Origin of the sequence: Streptomyces sp. NBC_00457, assembly GCF_036014015.1 — a bacterium.
Taxonomy (GTDB): Bacteria; Actinomycetota; Actinomycetes; order Streptomycetales; family Streptomycetaceae; genus Streptomyces.
In genome coordinates, this window is sequence record NZ_CP107905.1 from 2,527,533 (window position 1) to 2,551,407 (window position 23,875).

Annotated in this window: 21 protein-coding genes; 9 read left to right on the forward strand and 12 right to left on the reverse strand. The window is 71.4% G+C overall.

Features of this window, described 5'->3' with window-relative positions; all coding sequences use genetic code 11:
- Positions 1-1,671 (reverse strand): AMP-binding protein, encoded by a 1,671-nt coding sequence (locus OG828_RS11585; RefSeq protein ID WP_328501062.1) that lies wholly within the window; start codon positions 1,669-1,671, stop codon positions 1-3.
- A gap of 383 nt (positions 1,672-2,054) precedes the next feature.
- Between OG828_RS11585 and OG828_RS11590 the strand changes: the two genes are divergently transcribed.
- The gene (locus tag OG828_RS11590) at positions 2,055-4,979 is read left to right on the forward strand and encodes a helix-turn-helix transcriptional regulator (protein ID WP_328437803.1); all 2,925 of its coding nucleotides are present in this window, start codon (positions 2,055-2,057) and stop codon (positions 4,977-4,979) included.
- A gap of 201 nt (positions 4,980-5,180) precedes the next feature.
- The gene (locus OG828_RS11595; protein WP_328353887.1) at positions 5,181-5,972 is read left to right on the forward strand and encodes a S1 family peptidase; all 792 of its coding nucleotides are present in this window, start codon (positions 5,181-5,183) and stop codon (positions 5,970-5,972) included.
- A 119-nt stretch (positions 5,973-6,091) separates the two neighbouring features.
- Here the strand turns inward: OG828_RS11595 and OG828_RS11600 are convergent, their stop codons facing one another.
- Positions 6,092-7,204 carry a winged helix DNA-binding domain-containing protein gene (locus OG828_RS11600; protein WP_328437804.1) on the reverse strand — a complete coding sequence of 371 codons (1,113 nt, stop codon included), beginning with the start codon at positions 7,202-7,204 and terminating at the stop codon, positions 6,092-6,094.
- 192 nt (positions 7,205-7,396) lie between these two features.
- On the opposite strand from OG828_RS11600, the gene OG828_RS11605 reads away from it, so the two are divergent.
- The 6 genes from OG828_RS11605 (at position 7,397) to OG828_RS11630 (ending at position 14,233) form a co-directional block, all read left to right on the forward strand.
- Positions 7,397-8,539 (forward strand): magnesium and cobalt transport protein CorA, encoded by a 1,143-nt coding sequence (locus OG828_RS11605; RefSeq protein ID WP_328504848.1) that lies wholly within the window; start codon positions 7,397-7,399, stop codon positions 8,537-8,539.
- 345 nt (positions 8,540-8,884) lie between these two features.
- Complete coding sequence (locus OG828_RS11610; RefSeq protein WP_328501063.1) at positions 8,885-9,286, forward strand: hypothetical protein; 402 nt, start codon at positions 8,885-8,887, stop codon at positions 9,284-9,286.
- 106 nt (positions 9,287-9,392) lie between these two features.
- Positions 9,393-10,001: a carbonic anhydrase gene (locus OG828_RS11615; RefSeq protein WP_328501064.1), complete on the forward strand. Its 609-nt coding sequence runs from the start codon at positions 9,393-9,395 to the stop codon at positions 9,999-10,001.
- An 80-nt stretch (positions 10,002-10,081) separates the two neighbouring features.
- On the forward strand, positions 10,082-11,554 hold the full coding sequence (locus OG828_RS11620) for a SulP family inorganic anion transporter (RefSeq protein ID WP_328501065.1): 1,473 nt from the start codon (positions 10,082-10,084) through the stop codon (positions 11,552-11,554).
- 126 nt (positions 11,555-11,680) lie between these two features.
- The gene (locus tag OG828_RS11625; protein ID WP_328501066.1) at positions 11,681-12,172 is read left to right on the forward strand and encodes a hypothetical protein; all 492 of its coding nucleotides are present in this window, start codon (positions 11,681-11,683) and stop codon (positions 12,170-12,172) included.
- A 66-nt stretch (positions 12,173-12,238) separates the two neighbouring features.
- Entirely contained in the window at positions 12,239-14,233 is a 1,995-nt protein-coding gene (locus OG828_RS11630; RefSeq protein ID WP_328501067.1) for a copper resistance CopC/CopD family protein, read from the forward strand.
- 157 nt (positions 14,234-14,390) lie between these two features.
- Here OG828_RS11630 and OG828_RS11635 read toward each other — a convergent pair whose 3' ends face one another.
- The 8 genes from OG828_RS11635 to OG828_RS11670 form a co-directional block, all read right to left on the reverse strand.
- Entirely contained in the window at positions 14,391-14,891 is a 501-nt protein-coding gene (locus OG828_RS11635; RefSeq protein WP_328501068.1) for a DUF6174 domain-containing protein, read from the reverse strand.
- A 168-nt stretch (positions 14,892-15,059) separates the two neighbouring features.
- Positions 15,060-15,794 (reverse strand): DUF1775 domain-containing protein, encoded by a 735-nt coding sequence (locus OG828_RS11640; protein WP_328501069.1) that lies wholly within the window; start codon positions 15,792-15,794, stop codon positions 15,060-15,062.
- Positions 15,749-16,456, reverse strand: a complete 708-nt coding sequence (locus OG828_RS11645; RefSeq protein WP_328501070.1) for a hypothetical protein — start codon at positions 16,454-16,456, stop codon at positions 15,749-15,751. Before OG828_RS11645 ends, OG828_RS11640 begins: the two co-directional genes overlap by 46 nt.
- A gap of 81 nt (positions 16,457-16,537) precedes the next feature.
- The gene (locus OG828_RS11650) at positions 16,538-17,017 is read right to left on the reverse strand and encodes a DUF3093 domain-containing protein (RefSeq protein ID WP_328353916.1); all 480 of its coding nucleotides are present in this window, start codon (positions 17,015-17,017) and stop codon (positions 16,538-16,540) included.
- A gap of 108 nt (positions 17,018-17,125) precedes the next feature.
- Positions 17,126-17,797, reverse strand: coding sequence for a DsbA family protein (locus OG828_RS11655; protein WP_328501071.1), 672 nt, complete (start codon positions 17,795-17,797; stop codon positions 17,126-17,128).
- Positions 17,794-19,839: a cytochrome c oxidase assembly protein gene (locus OG828_RS11660; protein WP_328501072.1), complete on the reverse strand. Its 2,046-nt coding sequence runs from the start codon at positions 19,837-19,839 to the stop codon at positions 17,794-17,796. The genes OG828_RS11655 and OG828_RS11660 overlap by 4 nt, the downstream gene beginning before the upstream one ends.
- On the reverse strand, positions 19,829-20,413 hold the full coding sequence (locus OG828_RS11665; RefSeq protein ID WP_328501073.1) for a copper resistance CopC family protein: 585 nt from the start codon (positions 20,411-20,413) through the stop codon (positions 19,829-19,831). The genes OG828_RS11660 and OG828_RS11665 overlap by 11 nt, the downstream gene beginning before the upstream one ends.
- Positions 20,414-20,500: 87 nt before the next feature.
- Positions 20,501-21,181: a hypothetical protein gene (locus tag OG828_RS11670; RefSeq protein WP_328501074.1), complete on the reverse strand. Its 681-nt coding sequence runs from the start codon at positions 21,179-21,181 to the stop codon at positions 20,501-20,503.
- Between the two features lie 218 nt (positions 21,182-21,399).
- Between OG828_RS11670 and OG828_RS11675 the strand changes: the two genes are divergently transcribed.
- Complete coding sequence (locus OG828_RS11675) at positions 21,400-22,473, forward strand: cation diffusion facilitator family transporter (protein ID WP_443062389.1); 1,074 nt, start codon at positions 21,400-21,402, stop codon at positions 22,471-22,473.
- 42 nt (positions 22,474-22,515) lie between these two features.
- On the opposite strand, the gene OG828_RS11680 is transcribed toward OG828_RS11675, so the two are convergent.
- Together OG828_RS11680 and OG828_RS11685 are read right to left on the reverse strand one after the other, a co-directional pair.
- Positions 22,516-23,145, reverse strand: a complete 630-nt coding sequence (locus OG828_RS11680) for a DUF305 domain-containing protein (protein WP_328437816.1) — start codon at positions 23,143-23,145, stop codon at positions 22,516-22,518.
- On the reverse strand, positions 23,142-23,789 hold the full coding sequence (locus OG828_RS11685) for a DUF3105 domain-containing protein (protein ID WP_328437817.1): 648 nt from the start codon (positions 23,787-23,789) through the stop codon (positions 23,142-23,144). Before OG828_RS11685 ends, OG828_RS11680 begins: the two co-directional genes overlap by 4 nt.
- Between the last annotated feature and the right edge of the window lie 86 nt (positions 23,790-23,875).

Consider the following 23,875-nt stretch of genomic DNA (forward strand, 5'->3'; position numbering starts at 1 on the left):
TCACCGGAAGTCCTCCTCGCGGTATTCGGCGTCCGAGCCGGCGGCGGTGGCCTCGCGCAGTTCGATGCGGCGGATCTTGCCGGAGACGGTCTTGGGCAGCGGGGCGAACTCCAGGCGGCGGATGCGCTTGTAGGGGGCGAGCGTCTCCCGGGAGTGCTCGAACAGCACCTTGGCCGTGTCGGGTCCCGGCTCCCAGCCCGCTGCCAGGACGACGTACGCCTTCGGCACCGCGAGGCGCAGCTCGTCCGGTGCGGGCACGACGGCGGCCTCGGCGACCGCTCCGTGCTCCAGCAGGGCGCTCTCCAGCTCGAACGGGGAGATCTTGTAGTCGCTGGCCTTGAAGACGTCGTCCGCCCGGCCGACGTAGGTGATGTAGCCGTCGGCGTCCCGGGAGCCGATGTCTCCGGTGCGGTAGTAGCCGTCGGCCATCGCCTCCGCCGTACGCTCCGGGTCGCCGTGGTAGCCGGTCATCAGGCCGACCGGGCGGGACGAGAGGTCGAGGGCGATCTCGCCCTCCGCGGCGCCGGGCGCTCCGGAGGCCGGGTCGAGGAGGTCGACGCGGAAGCCGGGGCTGGGGCGGCCCATGGAGCCGGTCTTCAGGGGCTGGCCGGGGCTGTTGGAGACCTGGACGGCGGTCTCGGTCTGGCCGAAGCCGTCGCGGATGGTCACGCCCCACGCCCGGCGGACCTGCTCGATGACCTCGGGATTCAGGGGCTCCCCCGCCGCCACGGCCTCGCGCGGCGGGGTGCGCAGCTGGGTCAGGTCGGCCTGGATGAGCATGCGCCACACGGTCGGCGGGGCGCAGAACGTGGTCACGCCCGCCCGGTCCATCTCCGCCATCAGCCGGGCCGCGTCGAAGCGGGTGTAGTTGTGCAGGAAGACGGTCGCCTCCGCGTTCCACGGCGCGAACAGGTTGGACCAGGCGTGCTTGGCCCAGCCCGGGGAGGAGATGTTGAGGTGCACGTCGCCGGGTTTGAGGCCGATCCAGTACATGGTGGCGAGGTGCCCGATCGGGTACGAGGCGTGGGTGTGCTCGACGAGCTTGGGGCGGGCCGTCGTACCGGAGGTGAAGTAGAGCATCAGCGGGTCGTCGGCGCGGGTCGGGCCGTCGGGTGTGAAGTCGGCGGGGGCTTCGTACGCCTCCTCGTACGACAGCCAGCCCGCGGGCGCGTCGCCGGCCGTGATGCGGGTGTAGTCGCCGGGCACCTCGGCGAACTTGGCGGTGTCCTCGGGGCGCACGATCACCTGCCGGACCCGGCCGCGCTCGACCCGGTCCCGCAGGTCGGCGGGGCCGAGCAGCGGGGTGGCCGGGATGACGACGGCGCGCAGCTTCATCGCGGCCAGCGCGGTGATCCACAGCTCCGCCTGGTTGCCGAGCATGACGAGGATCCGGTCCCCGGCACGGACGCCCTGCCCGCGCAGCCAGTTGGCGAACTGGTCGGAGCGCACGGACATCTCACCGAAGGACATCCGGACCTCGCCGCCGTCCTCCTCGACGATGTGCAGCGCGGTCCGGCCGTTGCCGTGCGCGATGACGTCGAACCAGTCGAGCGCCCAGTTGAAGTGCTCCGGCCGGGGCCAGGCGAAGCCCTCGTACGCGGCGGCGTAGTCCTCACGATGCTCCAGCAGGAAGTCCCGCGCCCTGCGGAACTCCTCCGTCGACGTCGTCATCCGTCCTCCCAGTTTTTTGGTCGATCGCCTACGGGGCGCTCCATGCCGGTGTCGAGAACGCGACCGTGCTCAGCCCTTCGGGCCTCCGCGCGCTCGCGTTCTCGACACCGGCGCGCCCCTTCGGCTCACTCCCGCTCGTGACCGCAGCCCGGCCCGGCGGCTCCCGGACCTGCTCCAGGTCTCCCTACCCCCGCCGGGACGCCGCTGTCACGCGCCTGGGCCGAGCCCGCTGCGACGACTACTATTCATTCACTCGTGCTTTGAATTTCCCCATGCTCCACCCCCGCTGCTCACCCCTGTTATTTCTTTCACCTCGTCGCACGTCCGAATTTCAAAGACCCGTTGCCTAATATTGGCCCGGACACGACACACGGAGGGGAGCGGTGACCGTGCGACGGGACTTCAAGGAGCCTGCCAGATGCCGCCCCGACCTGGTCATCGGCCGGGAGGAGCAGGTCGCTCAGGCGCGTGAGCAGCTCGGCCGGGGCGGCAGCGTACTGCTCCACGGTCCCGCCGGAATTGGAAAGTCGACACTCCTGCGGGCACTGGCCGCGCAATATGCCGAAGCGGCACGGACCGTGTTGCGCTGCTCAGCCACCGAGTCCGAATCCCATCTCCCCTTCCTCGCCCTGGCCGACCTGCTCGGACTGGCCCTGGACGAGGTGTCCGACCAGTTGCCCGCCGCCCAGCGCACCGCCCTGGAGTCGGCGCTCACCGGCCGCGGCGAGTCCACCCTCCAGCGCGACGGACTCGCGCTGCGCCTGGCGGTCCTGTCCGCACTGCGCGCGCTCGCCGCCGCGGGCCCCGTCCTGATCGTCGCCGACGACCTGCAGTGGCTGGACCCGGCCAGCGCCGAACTCCTCGGCTTCGCCGCCCGCCGCCTCGGCGACACCCCGGTGCGGATGCTGTGCGCGGTGCGTACGGAGGGCCAGGAGTACGACCGTCATCTACGCGCGTCCCCACCGGACACCCTCGCGGTCCGCCTCAACCCGCTCTCCCGCACCCAGGTCTCCGACCTCCTCGACCACCGCGGCTACACCGGCCTGTCCCGGTCCACGGTCCGCGAGATCCACCGCACCAGCGGCGGCAACCCGCTGTTCGCCCTCGAACTGGGCCGCGCGCTCGCCGAGAGCCCCGCCCGCCCCCGGCCGGGCGAGCCGCTGCCGGTGCCGACCTCGCTGCGGGCCCTCGTCCTCAGCCGCCTTGAGAACCTCTCCGACGAGGTCCGCCACACCCTGCTCGTGGCCAGCGCGGGCGCCCGCCCCACGCTGGCCCTGCTGCACGCGGCCGGCCGTGAGAACGCCGAGGCCGAGACCGCCCAGGCGGCGACGCTGGGCCTGCTGGCGACCGAGTCCGAGGGTCCGGCCGTACGGTTCGCGCATCCGCTGATCTCGGCCGCGCTGTATGCGGAGGCCGCCGCGCAGGAGCGGCGGGCCGCGCATGTCGCGCTGTCCACCGCGGCCTCGGACCCGATCGAGCGGGCCCGGCATCTGGCCCTGGCGACGACCGGCACCGACCCGGAGGTGGCGGCCCGGCTCGCGGAGGCCGCGACCCTGGCCCGGGACCGGGGCGCACCGTCCGTGGCCGCCTCCCTCGGACTGCTCGCGGCCCGGCACACCCCGGCGGACGGCGAACCGACCTCTGAGGTGCTGCGCCTGCAGGCCGCCGAGGACGCGATCACCGCCGGGGACCTGGACCTCGCCCGGGACATCGCCCGGGAGGTGCTCAGCCGGACGACCGTGCCCGAGGACCGGGTACGGGCCTGGATCATCGTGATCGACACGGCGGGCCACGCCATGACCGAGGTCGACTCGGTCTTCCCGCAGGCCCTCGCCGATGCGGGCGACGACCCGAAGCTGCTCGCCCTGATCCACTACCAGCTCGCCTGGCGGGGCCTGCTGGTGGAGGGCGACTTCGACGAGGCCCGCCGGGCGGCGGCGTACTCGGCGGAGCTGGCCGAGCGGGCCGGCGACCGGTACACCGAACTGATGGCGCTCTCCTTCCAGGCCCAGATCGAGACCCTCATGGGCCACACGAACGCCCCCGCGACCATCCGGCGCGCGCTGACGGAACCTCAGGACCCGCGGGTGGCCTGCCATCACAACGGGGCCGGCTACTCCCGGTTCCGCTGGCTGATCATGAGCGATCAGCTGGCCGAGGCCCGGGCGACGGTCACCGCGCTGCTGCGCGAGGTGCGGCGGCGCGGCTCCGTCGAGAGCGAGGTGCACTTCCTGCGGGGGGTGGCGGAGACGGAACTGCGGTCCGGGCACTGCGGCCGTGCGCTGGACCTGGCCCGGGAGGGTCTGCGGCTGGCCCGGGACAGCGGGATCGGCGAGGTGGCCTCCGCCGTCCTCACCTCCATCGCGGAGGCCTCGGGCGGCGAGGTGGACCGGGCGCTGGCACTGGCCAGGGAGGCGGTCGAGCACGCCGAGGAGGGCGGCGACCAGGTGTACATCTCCCGGGCGCTGGCCGCCCTCGGGTACGCCCAACTGGTCGCCGGGGACGCGCCGGACGCGGTCCGCTCACTGCGGCGGGTGCGGGAACTGGAGCAGGGGCTCGGCATCACCGACCCGGCGCGCGGCCGCTGGCACGGCGACCTCGCCGAGGCGCTGGTGCGGATCGGCGAGCCGGCCGAGGCGCAGGACCTCATCGACGTCACCCGCGAACAGGCGATGCGGCTCGGCCGCGAGAGCGTACTCGCCGTACTGGACCGCGCGGAGGCGCTGGTGCGGGCGTCACGCGGTGAACACGACGCCGCCGTCGCCCAGTTGACGTCGGTCCAGGACCGGCTCGCCAAGCTGGGCTACGGCCTGGAGGAGGCCCGGACCGCGTTCGTACTGGCCTCGCTGCGCACCGGGCGGCCCGGCCAAGCCGAAGGGGCGCGCCTGTATCGAGAGCCCGAGCGCGCGGAGGCCCGAAGGGCTGAGCACGGTCGGGCTCTCGATACAGGCTTCGGCGCCCCGCAGGCGGACCGAAAAGACACGTCGTCGTACGACGAGGCGGCCCGGCTGTTCCGCCGGTGCCGGGCGCTGCCGTGGCTGCGGCAGGTGGACGCGGCGGCGGACGCGAGCCCGCCGGAGCCCGCCGTACAGCCGCCGGTCGCGCTCGACGGGCTGGAGGGCCTCGCCTCGATGGAGCGTCAGGTCGCCGCGCTCGTCATGGAGGGCGCGACGAACCGGGAGATCGCCGGGCGTCTGTTCATCAGCGTCAAGACGGTCGAGGCGACCCTGACCCGGGTCTACCGCAAGCTGGGGATCCGTTCGCGCGTGGATATCGTCCGACTGGCGGCAGGACGCCGCGCGAAGTGAGACCGGTGCGGGTTTACTGGGCGCGACCGAGGGTTTTCCCTCCCCAACTCCCTTAGGGGGTTCCCTCATTGGGAGGAGCCTGTGCGCCCCCCTAGCGTATGGCCATGCCGCTCGCCCGGGCATACGGAGGTCGGTCCCGAGACCCCCGTGCAACCCCCCACACCCGTGCGACCCCCCACCGGCAACCTCTTGAGGAGACTCATGTTCGGGCTCACCCGTGCCACGAAGACCGCCGCCGTCGTCACGGCGACCGCTGCCGCCGCCGCGACAGCGCTGCTGGCGGCCCCCACCGCGGTCGCCGCCCCGCAGCCCATCGTGGGCGGTACGACGACCACGACGACGGCGTACCCGTTCACGATGCAGATCACGGACGCCTCGGAAGACCAGTTCTGCGGCGGCACGCTCGTCTCGGCCACCAAAGTCGTCACCGCCGCGCACTGCATGGCCGGCGAGAGCGCCGACGACGTCAGAGTCGTCGGCGGCCGCACCTACCTCAACGGCACGAACGGCACGGTCAGCGAGGTCACCGACATCTGGGTCAGCCCCGACTACACCGACGCCACCAACGGCGACGACGTGGCGGTGCTGACCCTGGCCACCTCGATGCCGTACACGACCGCCCCGTATGTCTCCGCCGACGACACCGACGTGTACGCGACGGGCGCCACGGCCCGCATCCTCGGCTGGGGCACCACCTCCGCGGGCGGCAGCTCCTCCAACCAGCTGCGGACGGCCACGGTCCCGCTCGTGTCCGACTCCAGTTGCGGCAGTTCCTACGGTTCGGACTTCGTCCAGTCCGACATGGTTTGCGCCGGTCATGAAGCCGGCGGCGTCGACACCTGCCAGGGCGACAGCGGCGGTCCCCTGCTCATCGGGGGCGTCCTGGCAGGCATCACTTCCTGGGGCGAGGGCTGCGCGGCGGCCGGTTTCCCGGGTGTCTACACCCGGCTGACCACGTTCTCGGACGAGGTCACGGAGCAGATCGGATCGTGACCCGGCAGTTCTCCTGAGCGACCCCTCAGGTGAAAGACCAGGGGGCGTTGCGGGCTTCCACGAGCAGCCCGCAACGCCCCCTGTCCATGTCCGCCCGCCCCGGGTTCACGGTTCCTGACTCACGGTTCCGGGATCACGGTCCCGAAGCGGATGTCGTACGCCGCGTCCTGGTGCATCGTCCGGAGCATCCGCGCTCCTTCCTCCGTCACCTCGCCGCGCTGGGCCTTGGTGAGCTTGCCGAAGGGCTCGATGACGAGGGCGCCGTCGAGGATCCGCCACACGCCCGCGAGGAAGCCGTCGACGAGGAACGGGCAGTAGACCGTGTTCACCTGCCAGGTACGGCCCCGGTTCGGCGGCGGCACCACGCGGGTGCGGTCGGCGTGGGAGAGGAGCAGGTTGTCGAACTCGGGCAGGAAGCGGGGCGGGGCCGGGGTGTCCGGGTCGGGGCGGGGGGCGTCGGGGAGGTCGAAGAGTTCGACGCCGTTGTCGTCCCGGAAGGTGGCCAGCTGAGGGCGGAGGCGTTCGAAGGCGGGGCGCATCCGGGTCAGGCCGCACCAGGTCTGCATGTCCTTCACGGAGGCCGGTCCGAAGGCGGCGAGATAGCGCAGGACCGTGGCGTCGGCGGAGGCGGCGGGCTCGGCGGGGCGGTCCAGCCAGTGCTCGACGGTGGTGAGGGAGACCTGGGCGCTTCTGCCCCACAGTCCGCGCGGGGTGACCTGGACGAGGGGCAGCTTGCAGCGGGCGGCGACGGCCAGGGACTGCGGGTCGGCGTCCGGCCACTCGACGCTCAGCGCCTCGCGCAGCTGCTTCATCGTGCGCGGCCCGTCCTCCACGAGTTCACGGGCGAGTACGGCGAGCCGGTCCAGGTCGACACCGACGAGGCCCTTGCGGAAGTAGTTGATCTCCCGGTCCCGGGCGGGCTGCACCAGCGGGCGCAGGGTGAGGCTGTCGTCGGCGGTGTGCAGATGGATCGTCGAGCGCATGGTGACGATACGCACCACCTCACGGCGCTCCAGCAGCCCGGACAGCTCCTCGGGCGTAAAGCCGTCGAGGCGTGCGGCGAGCGCGTAGTACGGCGGCTTGACCTCCTGGGCCTGGAGGCCGACGAGATGCTCCACGGCCGCCCGCGCGGTCAGCGGCGAGCGGCGCAGCAGCAGCTGCCGGTCGAGGGTCGCGCGGTTGAGGGCGCGGACGCCGAGCACGGGGGCGGTCGCGGACGTCGTCTTCGTCATGCTCCGCACGCTAGCGCTGCTTGCGGACACCTTCTGTCCGCAACTCTCACCCGATCCCATACCACCCGCCCGCCCCGATGTCGTATGCCCCGTATATCCTGCTCCGTGATCAACCGCTCCGCTGGAGCAGGACCAGCAGGGACTAGCAGAGACCAATAGGGATCAGCAGGGGACCAGCAGGGAGGTGCCGCCATCGCCGCGAAGAACTCCAGGAAGTCCGTCTGGCGCCGCGCCCTGAACCACCAGCCGCCGTCACCCGAGACAGAGCCCGAGCCCGACCCGTCCTCTCCGGCATCGGCGGAGACCCCCGAACCGGGCAGCGTCGTCCAGGCCGTCCTCTACCAGGACGGCATCCGTGTCTCCTCCCCCGCCACCCTCGCCGAGACCTACCGCGAGCTGCGCGAGAAGCCGGCCGGCATGGCATGGATCGGCCTCGCCCGCCCCACCGAGAGCGAACTCCTCTCCCTCGCCGCCGAGTTCGACCTCCATCCCCTCTCGGTCGAGGACGCGATGGAGGCCCATCAGCGCCCGAAGCTGGAGCGCTACGGCGAGACGCTCTTCGTCGTGCTGCGGGCGGCCAGGTATCTGGACGCGCCGGAGGAGGTCGACTTCGGCGAGCTGCATGTGTTCGTCGGCCCCGACTTCGTGATCACGGTCCGCCATGGCGCGGCACCGGACCTGTCGGCGGTCCGCCGGCGCATGGAGGAGTCGACGGACCTGCTGAAGCTGGGCCCGGAGGCGGTGCTCTACGCCATCCTGGACGCGGTGGTCGACGGCTATGTGCCCGTCGTCTCCGGTGTCCAGAACGACATCGACGAGATCGAGACGGAAGTCTTCGGCGGCGACCCCGAAGTGTCCCGCCGCATCTACGAACTCTCCCGCGAAATGGTCGAGTTCCAGCGCGCCACCCGCCCCCTCGTCGGCATGCTGCACGGCCTGATGGCCGGCTTCGCCAAATACGGCACGGACGAGGAACTCCAGCGCTACCTCCGCGACGTCGCCGACCACGTCACCCACACCAGCGAACGCGTCGACGGCTTCCGCCAGGCCCTCACGGAGATCCTCACGGTGAACACGACCCTGGTCACCCAGCAACAGAACGCGGAAATGCGGGCGTTGGCGGAGGCGGGGTTCGAGCAGAACGAGGAGATCAAGAAGATCTCGTCATGGGCGGCGATCCTGTTCGCCCCGACGCTGGTCGGGACGGTCTACGGGATGAACTTCGACCACATGCCGGAGTTGCACTGGGTGTTCGGATACCCCTTCGCCATCGCCCTGATGGCGGCGGTGTGCACCAGTTTGTACGTCATCTTCAAGCGGCGGGACTGGCTCTGAGCAGTCGCTGGCGGTCAGGTTGGGCGACGTCCCAGAGTGCGCCGGTGGCGAGGTTGCCGAGGGTGACGCCGAGACCGGAGACGGTGTTGTACGGGTCGTAGTGGGTGGCGACGAGGCGGTTGCCGGAGAGCCTGATCGGCCCTCACCGGCCCTGGGAACCAGTGCCCTTCGATCTCACCGGTTCCCTACATCCGGCAAGCCCCGCCCAACCGGCTCATTGCCGCTGCAACGGCAGCCGTGATGTTGGCCATCTCACCTTTGCTACCGGGGAGTTCGGCCTGCGTGAGCAGCGCTGCCCGGTAACGTTTTGGCGTCGGGCAGGAGCGGAACGGCAGGAGTGCAGTGGTGATACGGCGAGTGGCGGCGGCGATCGTGCTGCTGGCTGCCGCTGTACTCCTGCACTTCACGACGCCGCACCACACCACCGACGCCCCGAGCGCGGTGTCCGCGATGGCACCCGCAATCGAACCGGAGACCAGGAAGGCGTCCGGCCCCGCGACCGTCCTCATCCACGCGGACACCGGCCTGGAGCACCACGAGACCGCGGCCGACGCTCCGGCCCGGCTGCCCCGCGCGCTGGCGCCCGACGTCGAGTCGCACGCGTCCTCGGACGGCACGCCGGTCGACGAGGTGACCATCGCCGCCGTCCCGTCGGGAACCGCGCAGCCGCGTACGGCGAGAGAGACCTGGAACCCGAGCGGCGCCCTGACGCCCACTCCGAGCACACTGCAGACCTTCCGCTGCTGATCGGCCGCGTGCTTCGCAGCGCGGTGCCCGGCTGCGCAGCACGCCCTCTTCGTATCCCTGAGTCCTCGTCGACGCTCGTCGACGCACGAAGAGCACGAGGCCGACCATGCAGTCACTCATCGAGCACGCCCGTACGTTCCCCGCCAAGATCGTCGACCGGCAGGAGGACTTCGCACACCTGGCCCGCGGGCAGAAGCCCCAGGCCCTGTTCATCTCCTGCTCCGATTCCCGCGTCATCCCGTCCCTGTTCACCGGCGCCGCGCCAGGTGACCTCTTCGAGCTGCGCACCGCGGGCAACATCGTCCCCCGCTACCGGGCGCAGGCCGCCTGCGGTGTCGCGGGCTCCCTGGAGTTCGCCGTGCAGGCCCTGCAGATCCCCGACATCGTCGTGTGCGGTCACTCGCACTGCGGCGCCGTCCAGGGCCTCATCCGCGAGCAGACCGTGCACACCATGCCGCTGGTACGCCGCTGGCTGTCCTGGGCCGAGCGCCGGGCCCAGGCCGATGAGCCGTGGCAGACACAAGGGCTGGGCGAGGACCCGACCGCGGTGACCCAGCAGCACGTGCTCACCCAGCTCGACCACCTGCGCAGCTACCCCTTCATCGCCCGGCGGCTGTCCTCCGGCCGACTGCGCCTGCACGCCTGGTACTACACCGTCGAGACCGGCGATGTCCTGGCCTGCGCTCCCGGCGCCCGCACCTTCAAACCCCTGTGAACCGGCCGGACAGCGGCCCCACACCCGCCTGTTCCGGTCGCATGCCACGCGACGTTCCTTCCCCCACTCGAAAGAACGCCATGACTTCGCACCTCGCCACACTCAAGCGCGCCCTGCGCACCGATCTCACGTCCTCCCTCGTCGTCTTCCTCGTCGCCCTGCCGCTGTGCGTGGGCGTCGCCGTCGCCTCCGGCGTCCCGGCCGAAATCGGCCTGATCACCGGCATCGTGGGCGGCCTCGTGACCGGATTGCTGCCCGGCAGCAGCCTCCAGGTCAGCGGCCCGGCCGCCGGGCTGACCGTGCTGGTGTTCACCGCCGTTCAGGAGTACGGCCTGCCCGCACTCGGCGTGATCGTCCTGGCCACCGGTCTGCTCCAACTCGCCCTAGGGACCCTGCGGTTGGGCCGCTTCTTCCGGGCCATCTCGCTGTCCGTGGTGCACGGCATGCTCGCCGGCATCGGCCTGGTGCTGATCGCCGGGCAGCTGTACGCGCTGGCCGACCACAAGGCACCCGGCAGCGGCACCGCGAACATCGCCGGGCTGCCGGGCCTCGCCGTCGACGTCCTCCTCTCGGACCCGGCGCTGATCGCCGTCGGCATCGGCACCGGAACCGTCGTGATCATGACGCTGTGGAAGAAGCTGCCGGGCAAAGCCCAACTGCTGCCCGGCCCGCTGGTGGCCGTCGGCGCGGCGCTGGCCACTACCGCCGCCTTCGACCTGCCCGTCAAGCGGGTCGAGGTCAGCGGTCTGGCGGAGGCCATCCAGCCGCCCGCCCTCGGCGACTTCGGACAACTGGCGCAGGTCGGCCTGCTGACCACCGTCATCGCCTTCACCCTCATCGCGTCGGCCGAGTCGCTGTTCAGCGCGGCGGCCGTCGACCGTCTGCACGACGGCCCGAAGACCGACTACGACAAGGAGCTGATGGCCCAGGGAGCGGGCAACACCCTGTGCGGGCTGCTCGGCGCGCTGCCGATGACCGCGGTGATCGTCCGCAGCGCCGCCAACGTCCAGGCAGGCGCCCGCACCAAGCTCTCCCGCGTCCTGCACGGCGTATGGCTGCTCCTCTTCGCCGCGCTGCTGCCCGGCGCCCTCGGCATGATCCCGACCGCCGCGCTCGCCGGCGTGCTCATCCACGCGGGCTTCAAGCTGCTGCCGGTCAAGGAGTTGGGTCCGCTGTGGCGTGAACACCGAGGCGAGGCCGTGGTGTTGGTGATCACGGCGGGGGCGATTCTGGTCACCAACATGTTCGAGGGCGTGCTGATCGGGCTCGTGCTGGCGGTGGCGAAGTCCGCGTGGGAGGTGTCCCACGTCCACATCGAGACCGACGACACGGGCACCGGGCCGGTGCGCGTCCGGATCGTGGGCAACGCGACCTTCCTGCGGCTGCCGAAAATCCTGGACGCCCTCGAGAAACTGCCCCACGACCGTTCCGTCGAGCTCAACCTCGCGGGACTGCGCCACCTCGACCACGCCTGCATGAGCGCCCTGCAGAACTGGGCGGACCAGCACAACGCGCACACCGTCCAGCCGGAGCACATCCCCGCCTCAGCCTGAGCACGAACCCGTGGGGCGGTGTTCCGGCCGCCCCACGGGCCTTTGACGTCATACGTGGTGAACAGCCCCCGGCGTTCACCCGTATCCCAAGCCGAGTACGAACAGCACCCGAGATGGAGAGGCAACGTGCCCCAGCAGCACCCGCGAGGACCCATCGGCCGAAGCCTGTCCGCCGCATCCCTGAGGCGCGCAGCCGTCGTCGCAAGCCTGGCGATCCTTCCCCTGACCACAGCCTGCAGCGGCGGCGAGGACAAGGCGGCCGAGGAAGCCGGTCCGTCGAAGATCTCCGCTGCCCCGGCGGCCGGAGTCGTCGCGCCTGCCAAGGTCGAAGTGATCGCCAGCCTGACCGGCTGCAAGCCCAAGATCCGCATCGAGGCGGACCAACTGCGCCAGGGCCTGTGCCACACCAAGGAGGTCGACTACCTCATCACCACCTTCCCGGAGGAGAAGTACAAGCAGACCTGGTTGGACTCCGCCGCCATCTACGGAGGCAAGTACCTGGTCGGCACGCGCTGGATCGTCAGCGCGAAAAAGCCGGAGATGCTGGAGAAGTTCCGGACCAAGATCGGCGGAAACATCCAGCAGCTGCAGGGCATCGGTCCCAAGCCGACCACGTAGTTGCAGCTCGGCCATCGCCCCGCACCACCGCCGACGCCCACGCACCACTGCCCTGGAGGCTGCTCCATGCACACGGCACCACGCCGGGCCAGGAAACCGCTGACCGCCCTGGCGCTGCTCGGCGCCGTGCTCGCGTTCCTCCTCGGCGGCGCCGGGCCCGCCTCCGCCCACGCCGCCCTGACCGGATCCGACCCGGCCGACACCGCCGTACTCAAGACGGCTCCACAGCAGGTCACGCTCACTTTCACCGAGGCGGTCAGCCCCTCCGACGGCTCCCTGCGCGTGCTGTCCCCCAAGAACGAGCGGGTCAACAAGGGCTCGGTCGAGCGCGCGGACGGCAAGACGAACACGGTCCGTGTGACGTTGCCCGACAAGCTGGCCAAGGGCACCTACACGGTCTCCTGGCGCGTCGTCTCCGCCGACGGCCACCCGATCTCCGGCGCGTTCACCTTCTCCATCGGCAAACCGTCCGCCACCTCCGCGGTACTTCCCTCCGGGCCCTCGGTCGACCCCACCGTCTCCCGCCTCTACGGCGTCGCCCGCTACGCCGCCTATGGTGGCCTCGCCCTGCTCATCGGGGTCGCCGGATTCGGCCTGCTGTGCTGGCCCGCCGCGCTCGCCCTCCGGCTGGTACGCAGGCTGCTGCTGACCGGCTGGCTGACACTGATGGTCTCCACGCTCGTATTGCTGCTTCTGCGCGGCCCGTACGAGAGCGGTCGGGGCGTCACCGCGCTGTTCGACTTGTCCTTGCTGGGTCCCACCCTCACGGGCAAGACCGGGACGGCCTTGGTGACACGGCTCTTGCTGGTCACGGTGGCGGGCCTGGCGTTGGCCCCGATCACGGGCCGTCTCGTCGGCAGCACGGAGGCGCGGGACCGGGGGGCGTCCGAAGCCGCACCGGGTAACGCCGAAACCGATGCGGACGTCCGGCCGATCGCCCCGTCCGTCGGTGCCCGGGTCGCGGGGGTCCTGCTCGCCGTGGGCCTGGCGGTCACCTGGGCCGCTGCCGAGCACGCCTCCGCCGGTCTCCAGGTGCCCGTGGCCATCCCGGTCGCGGTCCTGCACCTGCTCGCCATGGCCGTATGGCTCGGCGGTCTCCTCACCCTGGCGCTGATCCTCTACCGGGCGCCCGCCGGCACGACGGTTCCGGGGTCCGCGGTCACCCGCTTCTCCCAACTGGCGTTCGGCGCCGTTCTCGTCCTGACCGCCACTGGCGTCTACCAGTCCTGGCGGCAGGTCGGCTCCTTCGACGCCCTCTCCTCCACCCAGTACGGGCGGATCCTCTGCCTCAAGGTCGCCGCCGTCATCCTTGTTCTGACCGCGGCGAAGTTCTCCCGGCAGTGGACCCACGCCCCGCAGTCGGCACCGGAGGCGCTCGCGGTGGCGGCACCGAAGCCGGTACGCGTGACACAGACTGTCGGAGCAGGTTCATCTTCCGGCGAGGCGGCATTGCCCGGCGCAGGCGATGCCGCGCCGGACAGCGCCGAACAGTCCTCCACGCGCGACACCACCGACAGTTCCGAACCGCCCGTCCCGCCGTCCGAGCAGCGCCGACGCGGCCTGCGCCGCTCGGTCGCCGCCGAAGCAGTTCTCGGCCTCATCGTCCTGGCGATCACCACGGTGCTCACCGGCACCCCACCCAGCCGGGCCGCCGCGCAGAACACCGCAGCGGTGGCAGGGGTTCAGCAGGTACCGGCGGCGGTGGCCACGATCCCGTTCGACACCGGCGTACCAAAGGGATACGGCAAGGTGCAGATCACCTTCCTTCCGGGGCAGGTGGGTGAGAACAGGGTGGAGGCCCTGGTGTTCGGGGCCGACGCCGGCCTCATCGCCGTTCCCGAGCTGCGTCTCACCGTGACCCACCGTGCGCAGGGAATCGGCCCGCTCGACGCGAAACTGACCGCCCGAGGCGGCTACTGGGGGACGGACAGCCTGCGCTTTCCCATCTCCGGCACGTGGACCCTGAAGGCCACCGTGCGCATCAGCGACGTGGACCAGGTCACCGTGTCGAAGGACGTGACGATCCGGGACCTGCAGCCGCAGGCGGCAACCGCACCCTGACGAGCAGCGTGGTTCACGGCCACTGACACCGCGTCAGGCAGCGTTCGCCCTGATGACTACCTCGCGTAGCCGTTCGTCGGAGGCGCGCTCCCGCCAGATGATGTAGCGGCGGTTCATGCTGCCCGGATACGCGGGCGTAACGGGCGACTGCTGCGCACTAGGCGCCGGCCGGCCGGTAGTCGGTGATGATGTAAAGGGCCTCGTCGTCGATGGCATTCGCCTCCCAGTCCAGGGAGATCCGCACCGGATGCCCGTCGGCCGCGTACTCCGCCTCGGCCGTGTCCGCGTTGTCGCGCCGGGCCTGCTCCATCTCCTCCAGCAGCCCGCCGATGGTGGGCACTTCGTCGGGCATCTGCTCGACCACGCGTCGGCCACTGTCGTCGAGGCCGACTGCCTTCACCACCTCGCGGTCCTGGACCGTCACCCGGAAGGTCCCGAGCAGGGACCTCTCTCCCTCACTCGACTTCAGCGTGTAGGTGTACGCATCGGGCTCAGCCCATGCGTTCCGGCTCTGCGCTGCAACGCTCTTGCTTCCGGTTCCTTCAGCGGTTCCGGGGGACGGCGGTGTATCGGTGCCGCAGGCTGCGGTCGCGCACAGCAGCCCTCCGATCAGTGCGGCAGTGGCCAGGGCCCGGGCGGGGAGAGGTACGGCGGTCATGGCGGCAGTCCCTTCACAGACGGCTACCGCTATGACGTGGGTGGGCCGGATAACGTTCGGCAGGCCCATCGGGCACGCCAGGCGGGTCTGCCGCAGTTGCCGTCTCAGCGGGCTGAACCTCCCGCGGGGCGGCGGGAGTTCCGCCCCGCGGGACACCGGCGTCGCCGGTCAGCTCCCGGCAGAGGCGCCCCGGCGCCGTACGAGCCACGCACCGCCCGCGACAACGAGCAGCGCCACGACCGCCACGCCGACGAAGAGCCCGGTCGAGCTGTCCTCGTCCTTGTTCTCGTCCGTGGCGTTGGCGGCCGCTTCCGCGGTCGCGGTGTCGGTGGCCGTTTCGGTGGGGGTGGGAGTCGGGCTGGGGGTCGGGCTCGCGGTCGGGCTGGGGCTGATGGGGGTGGCGCCCGGGGCGGCGGCCTTCAACTCCAGGACCGGCGCGGGCTGTTCGCCTTCCTCGCCGCCGGTGGGAAGCTCGATCCAGCGGGAGACCTCGCCGTCGCTGTAGGTCTCGACGGTCTTGAACGCGATCTCCTTGGCGTCAGGCAACTGCCGCACCTTCACCTTGTACTCGGCGTCGACACCGGTCGCGAGCTTGGCCCCGCCGACGGTGTAGCCGTCGGCGGTGGCCTTGAACTTCCAGCCCTTGGGCGCCTCTTCGAGGGTGACGTCGGCGGGCGCGATGCCCTCGGGCAGGACGATACGCAGCTCCGTGAAGCCGGCGGTGGCTGACTCCGCCTCGGAGACGAAGGTGAGGGTGACGTTCTCGGCGAGGGCCTGCGTCTTGTCAGCCTCGACTTCCGCGTGGGCGGCGGCCGGTGCGGCCAGAGCGAGGGTGGCGGTCAGCGCGGCGGCGCCGACTAGAGCGGCCCGGCGTGCCAGACGGGCAGCGTGATGGGTGGACATGGGGAACTCCTTGCGCGTGAAGCCGGGCACGCCGAAGCGGCGGCCCGGGTGAGGGGACGGACTGGGACGGGTGCGTGTCCCGGTGGTCCCCTGCGCACCAGCGCATGTTCCAGGGTGAGCGTGCGTGCCGCTCTGGGCTGTGCGAAGCAGCCTGTCAGACGTACGGTCGTCGGCGCGGGCACCGTGACGGCGTCCAGCCGCGGCACCAGCCGGGCCAGTACGCCGACGGCGGCGCGGCCTGCCGCGCGGGTGGCCGTGAGCGCGGCGGCCAGGGCGGCGTCGGCGCGCTGCACCAGGCAACCCGCCGCCAGCGCGGCGACGAGATGGGCGACGGCCATCGCCGTAGAAGCGTGATGCCAGGCATGCCCGTCCTCCACATGCACGGCAGCGCCACCGCCCATGGGATGCCCCGCATGACCGGCACCCGAGTCACCGGTACCTCCCGCCACGGTCAGCGACAGATGCAGCGCGCCCTGCGCGACCAGCGTGCACACGGTGACCACGGGCAGCGAGAGCCGCCGCCGTGCGAACGGCCACACGATCACGAACTGCCCGACCGCGAACGCGGCCACCAGCCGCCACGGCACCGAGCCTTCGGCGACCGCGTCATGCCCGAGGGCGGCGAGCACGCTGCCGACGAGCGCGAACGCCGCGGCCCGCACGTGCACTCCCGCACGGCTCGGCCGCGTCCCGGCGGTCCGGCCGCCGGACCGCGTCACGTGATCACCGGGCACGGTCGCCCATCATGCTCGTTCCGTCCCCGCCTGTCCGGACTTCTCGCGAATCACCTCGGCAAGCCGGTCCGGGGTCCGGGTGGAAACGTACAGGTACGGCGTGGGGTCGTCGGGGTCGAGGATCTCCACGCGTACAGCGGCGGTGATGTAGCTGCGCATGACCATGAACGCACGCAGATCCGCCTTGTACGTCCGCCAGGCCCGGGCCTCCTCGCCGCGCAGGACCTGCGGCTCGCCGAGCACGTCGAGTGGAATGCGGGCGTCCCCGACGACCAGCAGCCGGTCGGTGACCCGGATCCGCATCGACCCCTGGGAGCTGACGTGGACCCCGGCCAGGCAGGTGCCGGCCGTCAGGGCGAGGAGGGCGGCGATCGTGCCGTAGGGCAGGAAGACCAGGGCCAGGGAGAGGCCGAAGAGAGCGGCGATGACCCACCAGGAAGCGGGGGCGGTCAGGCGTTCGTCGTAGCTGGGGGTCGTGCTGGCGGTCACTGCGGCTCACCTTGTCGGATACGTCGTGCGTGGTGGGGGCGTTCATGGGGGTGGAAGAGGCGGGTCTGGCCGATGAGGTACTGCATGAGCTCCGTCCTCCTGGCCCGGTCAGCCGGACAGCCGGTCCTCGATGAGTGCCTTGAACGCCTCGTAGGAGCCGGGCGGCTGAATCCGGCTGCCGTCGACGAAGAAGGTCGGGGTGCCCTGGACGCCGAGGCCGAGGCCGTCGCGCTGGTCGTCCTGGACGCGGCCGGCGACCTCGGGGTCGGCGAGCGCGGCGTCGAACTCGGCCATGTTCAGGCCGAGTTCCTTCGCGTAGCCGCGGAAGACGTCCTGCTTCCAGTCCTGTGACTCGCCCCATTCCTTCTGCGTGGTGAAGAGCTTGGTGTACATCTCCTCGAACTTGCCCTGCCGGGCCGCGGCTTCGGCGGTGCGGGCGGCGAGTTCGCCGTTGCGGTGGCCGGGCATGGGGAAGTAGCGGGCGACGAAGGTGACCCGGTCGCCGTACTCCTCGCGCAGCTTCTCCACCACCGGGTAGTACGCACCGCACCCCTCGCACTCGAAGTCGAGGAACTCCACGATGGTCAGTTCGCTCCTGGCCGGGGTGGTGAGCCGGTGGCTGTTGCCGCGGACAGGCAGCGCCTCGGCGGCCGGCTGCACGTCCAGGCCGCCACTGCCGCTCCGGTCGTCGGGAGCGAGCAGCAGGTAGGAGCCGAAGGCGGCGGCGAAGCCGGCCAGCAGCACCGCGGCGACGATCAACTGCTTCTTGAGCTTGCTCATGATTCCTCGTGTGGGGTGTCGGGGCGGGCCGGACGGCGGTCGCGGGCGTGCAGGCTCGCCAGATAGGCGTTGTAGGCGGCCAGCGGGTCGGTGTCGCCGCCGCGCTCGATCTGCCGGTCGACGCGGCGGGCCTCGCGCTGGTCGGAGCGCATCCACTGGATGGCCAGGACGATCGTGGTGATCAGGACGGGGATGTCGCCGGTGGCCCAGGCGATGGCGCCGCCGTTGTACTGGTCGTCCAGCGCGTCGGCGACCCAGGGCCGGTCCAGCAGCGTCCACCAGCCCTCGCCGATCAGGGCGGTCGAGCTCATCAGCGAGATGCTGAACCAGGAGTGGAACGGCATCGTCAGGATCAGCACGAACAGTCGGCCGAGATACGGCGGGCGGCGTGGGCCGGGGTCGATACCGATGATCACCCAGAAGAACAGCAGGCCCGTGGCGAGGAAGTGCACCAGCATGACCATGTGTCCGAGATGGCTGCGCATCAGCGTCTCGAAGAGCGAGGTGTAGTAGACGACGAAGGCGCTGCCGATGAACAGCACGCTCGCCACCACCGGATTCGAGATGAGCTTGACGTAGCGGCTGTGCAGGAGCTTCAGCAGCATCTCTCGCGGCCCGTCCGGTGAGCCCTTGGGAGCGGCGGGCAGCGCGCGCAGGGCGAGAGTGGCCGGCGCCCCCAGGACGAGCAGGATCGGCACCGACATGGCCAGGAGCATGTGCTGGCCCATGTGCACGCTGAACAGGACCTTGCCGTAGGTGTTCAGCCCGCTCATGGTCGCGAGCACGGTCAGCGCCAGGCCCAGCAGCCACGCGATCGTCCGCCCGACGGGCCAGTTGTCGCCGCGGGCGCGCAGCTTGCGTACGCCGGCCAGGTAGAGGAGCGCGGCGCCCGCGGTGCCGAAGGCGAACAGCGGGTCGAAGTGCCACTGCGTGAACAGCGGCGTCCACGGGAAGTCGCCGAGCGGTGGCGGAATCGGGAAGCCCAGCAGCTCCTCGGACGGCGACAGCGAGGCGTCACCCGCGCCCGGTGCGGGGGTGCGCGACAGGCCCACCGCGAGCCCCATCGCCGCCGCCATCAGCAGCAGTTCACCGGCCGCGAGCCGGACGAACGCCCGCCGCCTCCCCTCGGCGAGGGCGGGCAGGGTGCGGCGACGGTGCCAGTAGCCGATGCCGCCCAGCAGCGCGAGTGCCACCGCCTTCGTCAGCACCATCAGCCCGTACCGGCTGGTGAACACCTCAGTGAGGGACGGCAGTCGGACGGCGGCGTTGACGATGCCGCTGAGGCCGACCGCGAGCAGCGCCCACCCGGCGATCGGGCTGAACCGGCGGACCGCTGCGGTTGCCTGCTCCTCACGGCGCGCGGCGGCGACGAGCACGAAGACGAGGCCGCCGACCCAGACCGCGACCCCGAGCAGGTGCAGGGCGAGGCTGCTGACCGCGGCGTCATGGTTGCCGGCCGCCGAGGAGTGCCCGGTGAAGGCGGGCGGCAACAGTCCTGCCAGCGCGAGCACGAGTGCACACCGGGCCCAGCGGGCGCTGCCGATGCCTACGCACAGGGTGGCGATGACGCCTGCGGCTGCTGCGGTCAGGGCGTAGGAGCGGCCTTGGGCGTCGGTGGTGACGAAGTCCGCCACGATCGCGGGCGAGGAGATCTCGCCGACCGGCTGGGCGAACAGGTCGGACAGCGTGAACACCAGGACGGCGCCCGACGCAGCCGCCCACAGCCCAGCCGCGCAGGCAGCCCATGTGAGATAGCGGAGCTGTGCGGGGCCGAGGCGCCTGCCGCCGGGCAGCAGTACGACCACCAGCAGCAGCGCGCCGACGGTGGCCACGGCCGCCGCGTCCGTGAGAGTTCGGGCCACCGGCAGCCCCCACGCGGTCAGCGCGCCCGCGTCCGGAATCCCCGGGATCGCGGTGGCGGCACCACCGCCGGCCCATACGGCGATCAAGGCGACGGCGACACAGGCGCCTACCGCCACGGCCAGGACCAAAGGAAGTCGGGGCAGTCGGCCGGTACCGGCGGCCTTGGTGTCAGTCGCCATGGCCGGTCCGCCTCCGCCTCACCAGGTACGCGCCCACGGCTCCGGACGCGGCCAGCGCACCGGCCCCGGCGAGGACTGGCACGGTCGCGCCGGAGGATTGGTCATCGGCCCGGCCCGTCTCCGGCGACGGGGAGGCTGCGGTCTCCTGCTGGACCGTGGCCGATGGGCTCGGCGTCTGCGCGGTCTCCTTGACGGTGAAGGTGTACGAACCCGAGACGGGGTGCCCGTCGGCGGACACCACCCGGTAGCCGACCGTGTAACGGCCCGCGGGAGCACCGGTGTCGAGCGCGAGCGTGACGGTCTTGCCCTCGACCTGCGGCTCCCCCTCGGCGGCCGACGCTCCGTCCGCCCCCGTCACGGCGACCTTGGCGTACTTCTGGGTCATGGGGTCGCTGAAGGTCAGTGTCACGCGTGGGGGTAGCCCGGCGAGCGACGCGTCGGCCCCCGGGCTGCTGGTTTCCAGTTCGGTGTGGGCCGCGGCCTGCGGCGCGGTGACGGCCAGGGCCGCGAGGGCGGCGGGTACGACGAGGACACGTGCCGCCGTGCGGGCGGCACGCCGGTCGGTGACGTGCATGGTGTGGGACTTTCTGTCGTCCCCCGGCAGCACGGAGCCGCCGGGACGGGAGGACCGGCCCGCCGGGCGGTCCTCGCGTCGTGCCCGTCAGGGCAGGCAGGGACCGCCGATCGGCATCGGCCGGAAAAGGGCGAAGGGTGCAGCGGACGCACGCGCTCGGCGCGGCGGAGCCCTGCCCTCGTGCAGCCGCGCCAGCACCGCCGACCGCAGCGGCGCGCTGCTCTCCCGGAGCGTGACCTGCGGTCCGGTGCCATGGGCACGGCCGAGCAACGGCCAGACGAACAGCAGCAGTTGGCGTACGGCGGTCAGCAGCGGCCGGGACTGCCACAGCAACTGCTCCGTGACGCCCAGCAACCGGGCGGCGATGACCAGGGTGACCAGATGCCCGGCCAACAGCACACCGGCGGGCGGTCCGGCGTCCCCGCCGTGCTCGACCACGCCGGCCAGACCGCCCGGCACCGCGCCCCGGCCGGTCACGGCCTGGCAGGCACCGGGCAGCGCGTAGGCAACGTGGTAGGCGATCTGCGCTGCGGCGAGGACGCCGACCACCTGGCTGTCGGTCAGCCGACGCCGCGTCAGTACCGCCGCGCCCGGAACCGCCACGGCGGCGACCGCCGCGACGATGATCCACCGGGGCGCGTGACACTGGGACAGCGCATGTCCGGCCAGCGGCAGCAGCACGCACAGCACCGCGAGCACTCCGGCCCGCAGCCCGCGCAGCACCCCGGACGCCGGGGAGGCGGAGCCTGGCGGGCAGAGCGGTCGCATGAGGTCGAGCCTTCGGGAGTCCGTCGCGGGGGTTGGAGGCTGTGGGCACGGGCTGGAACACCGTACGCCTGGGCAGCGTACCCACCGCACGCCCGCGGCGGACCGCCGGGTGCCCCTCATCCCACCACCCTCCACCGATCGCACATTCCCGCAGGTCAGAGGCGTATTAACGGACATGACAAACGTCACCGGTGCAGCCTTTGCCGATTCGCTCACCGATGCGTCTCACTGCCACCGAGGCACCCGTCACGAGGGGCAAGGGGCACAGCGTGAGCGATCACGGACATGAGCACAGCGCGGGGCACGACCACGGCTCCGGGGGACACGCGGGGCACTCCCACGGCATCACCGCCGACGCCGACCGGCGCTGGCTGGGGATCGCGCTCGCGCTGATCACCACGTTCATGGCGGCCGAGGTCGTCGTCGGCGTCATGGCCCGTTCCCTGGCGTTGATCTCGGACGCGGCGCACATGCTCACCGACGCCGTCTCCATCGTGCTCGCCCTGATCGCGATGCGGCTGTCCGCCCGACCGGCCCGCGGCGGCTACACCTACGGCCTCAAGCGCGCCGAGATACTCTCCGCCCAGGCCAACGGCCTGACCCTGCTGCTGCTCGGCGCCTGGCTGGCGTACGAAGCCGTGGAGCGGTTGATCGACCCGCCCGAGGTCGAAGGCGGGCTGATGCTCGTCACCGCGCTCGCCGGCATCGCGGTGAACGTGGTGGCGACCTGGTGCATCTCCCAGGCCAACCGGTCCTCCCTCAACGTCGAGGGCGCCTACCAGCACATCCTCAACGACCTGTTCGCCTTCATCGGCACCGCGATCGCCGCGCTCGTCGTCGTACTGACCGGGTACGCCCGCGCCGACGCCATCGCCACGCTGGTCGTGGTCGCCCTGATGGTCAAGGCCGGGTACGGCCTGATGCGCGAGTCCGGTCGCATCTTCCTCGAGGCCGCCCCCGCCGACGTCGACCCCGACCGGCTCGGTGACGAACTCGTCGCCCAGCCTGCCGTCGTCGAGGTCCACGACCTGCACGTCTGGCAGATCACCTCCGGCCAGGCGGCGCTGTCCGCCCACGTCCTCGTCGAAACCGGCGGCGACTGCCACGCCGTACGCCGCGCCCTGGAGGAACGCCTTCGCCACGACTACGGCATCGACCACACCACGCTCCAGGTCGACCACGTCCCCGAACTGGTGCTCCAGGTCGGCGGTCCCGGTGAGACGGCCGACCTGGGGACGCACTGCGAGGATCCGCACGGTCCCGTGCACCGGAACGCGCCGCACGTCCACTGATTCCTGGCGGGGTGCCGCCGGGCTCCGGCGGCACCGCGCCTTTCATCCCGCCTTGGCGCCCCGCTGGGTGAGCATGTCGGCCATCAGGTCGATCTCCGCCTGCTGCCCGTCGACCATGGTCTGCGCCAGCCGTACGAGCTTGTCGTCGTCCGCCATCTTCACCGCGCCGCGCGCCATGTCGACGCCGCCCTTGTGGTGAGCGGTCATCAGCCGCAAGTAGAGGATCTCGGCGTTCTTCCCCTTGGCCTCGCGCAACTGGTCCAGCCGCGTGTTGGTGGCCATGCCGGGCATGAGCGAGCCGTCCTTCGCCTCGTACATCGCGCCGTGGCCCATCCACGTCATCGGCGTCTCGGTGGAGGACTTGTTCAGCTCCCACGCCTCCAGCCGGCCCAGCAGCATGCCGCGCTGGTTGGCCTGCGTGTTGATGACGTCGTACGCGAGGGTGCGCACCTCCTCGTCGTCGGTGCGGTCGCGGACGATGAACGACATCTCCACGGCCTGCTGGTGGTGCACGGCCATGTCCCGTGAGAATCCGGCCTCAACGGAATTGTCGCCAGGTGCGGACGCGTTCGCAGTGCCCTCAACCGCCCGCCACACGACGACGGCGGCTGCGACCGCCAACACGACACAGGCGAGGACGACGAGGGTGCGGCGGGTGACGGCCCCGGTCATGCGGCGATCCCTCCCGTGCAGGCGGCACCCGGCTCAGGGGTCTGCGCGCCCTGCACGTACTTGTCGAGGAACTTCTCCACCCGGGGGTCGGTGGCGGAGTCCACGCTCAGCTGCTTGCCCCAGGCGGACAGGACGATCGGCGACGACTGGTCGGCGAACGGGCTCATCAGCGTGTACGGGGTCTTGGTGACCCGGTCCTTGAGCGTGCTGACGTCGTTGTCCGCGGCCTTGTCGGTGTAGGTGATCCAGACCGCGCCGTGCTCCAAGGAGTGCACGGCGTTCGTCTCGCCGATCTCCTTGTCGTAGACGTCGCCGTTGCAGTTCATCCATGCCTGGTTGTGGTCGCCGCCGACACCCGGGGACATCTTGTAGTCGACCGGGGTGTTGACGTGCTTCTGGCTGAGGTCCTTGAAGGACTTCTCCCCCGCCACCGGCTTGGCGGCAGCGGCCTCCTCCGCGGCCTTCTCGCCCTGCGCCCGGTCGACGAGGTACCAGCCGCCTGCGACGACGCCGGCCACGATGACCCCGCTGCAGGTCCAGGTGATGATGCTGTTACGGCGTTCGCGCGCCGCCTGGGCGCGGCGCATCTCCTCCAGCTTGGCGCGGCGGGCGACGCGCTGTTCCTTGGCTCGGGAAGACCCCATGGCATGTCCTTGTCCCCACCGCGCGGGCAGGGCGCGGCGGTGCGATTCGAGCGGTCGAGGGCCTGCGCGCCCGTCAGGTGCGGGGG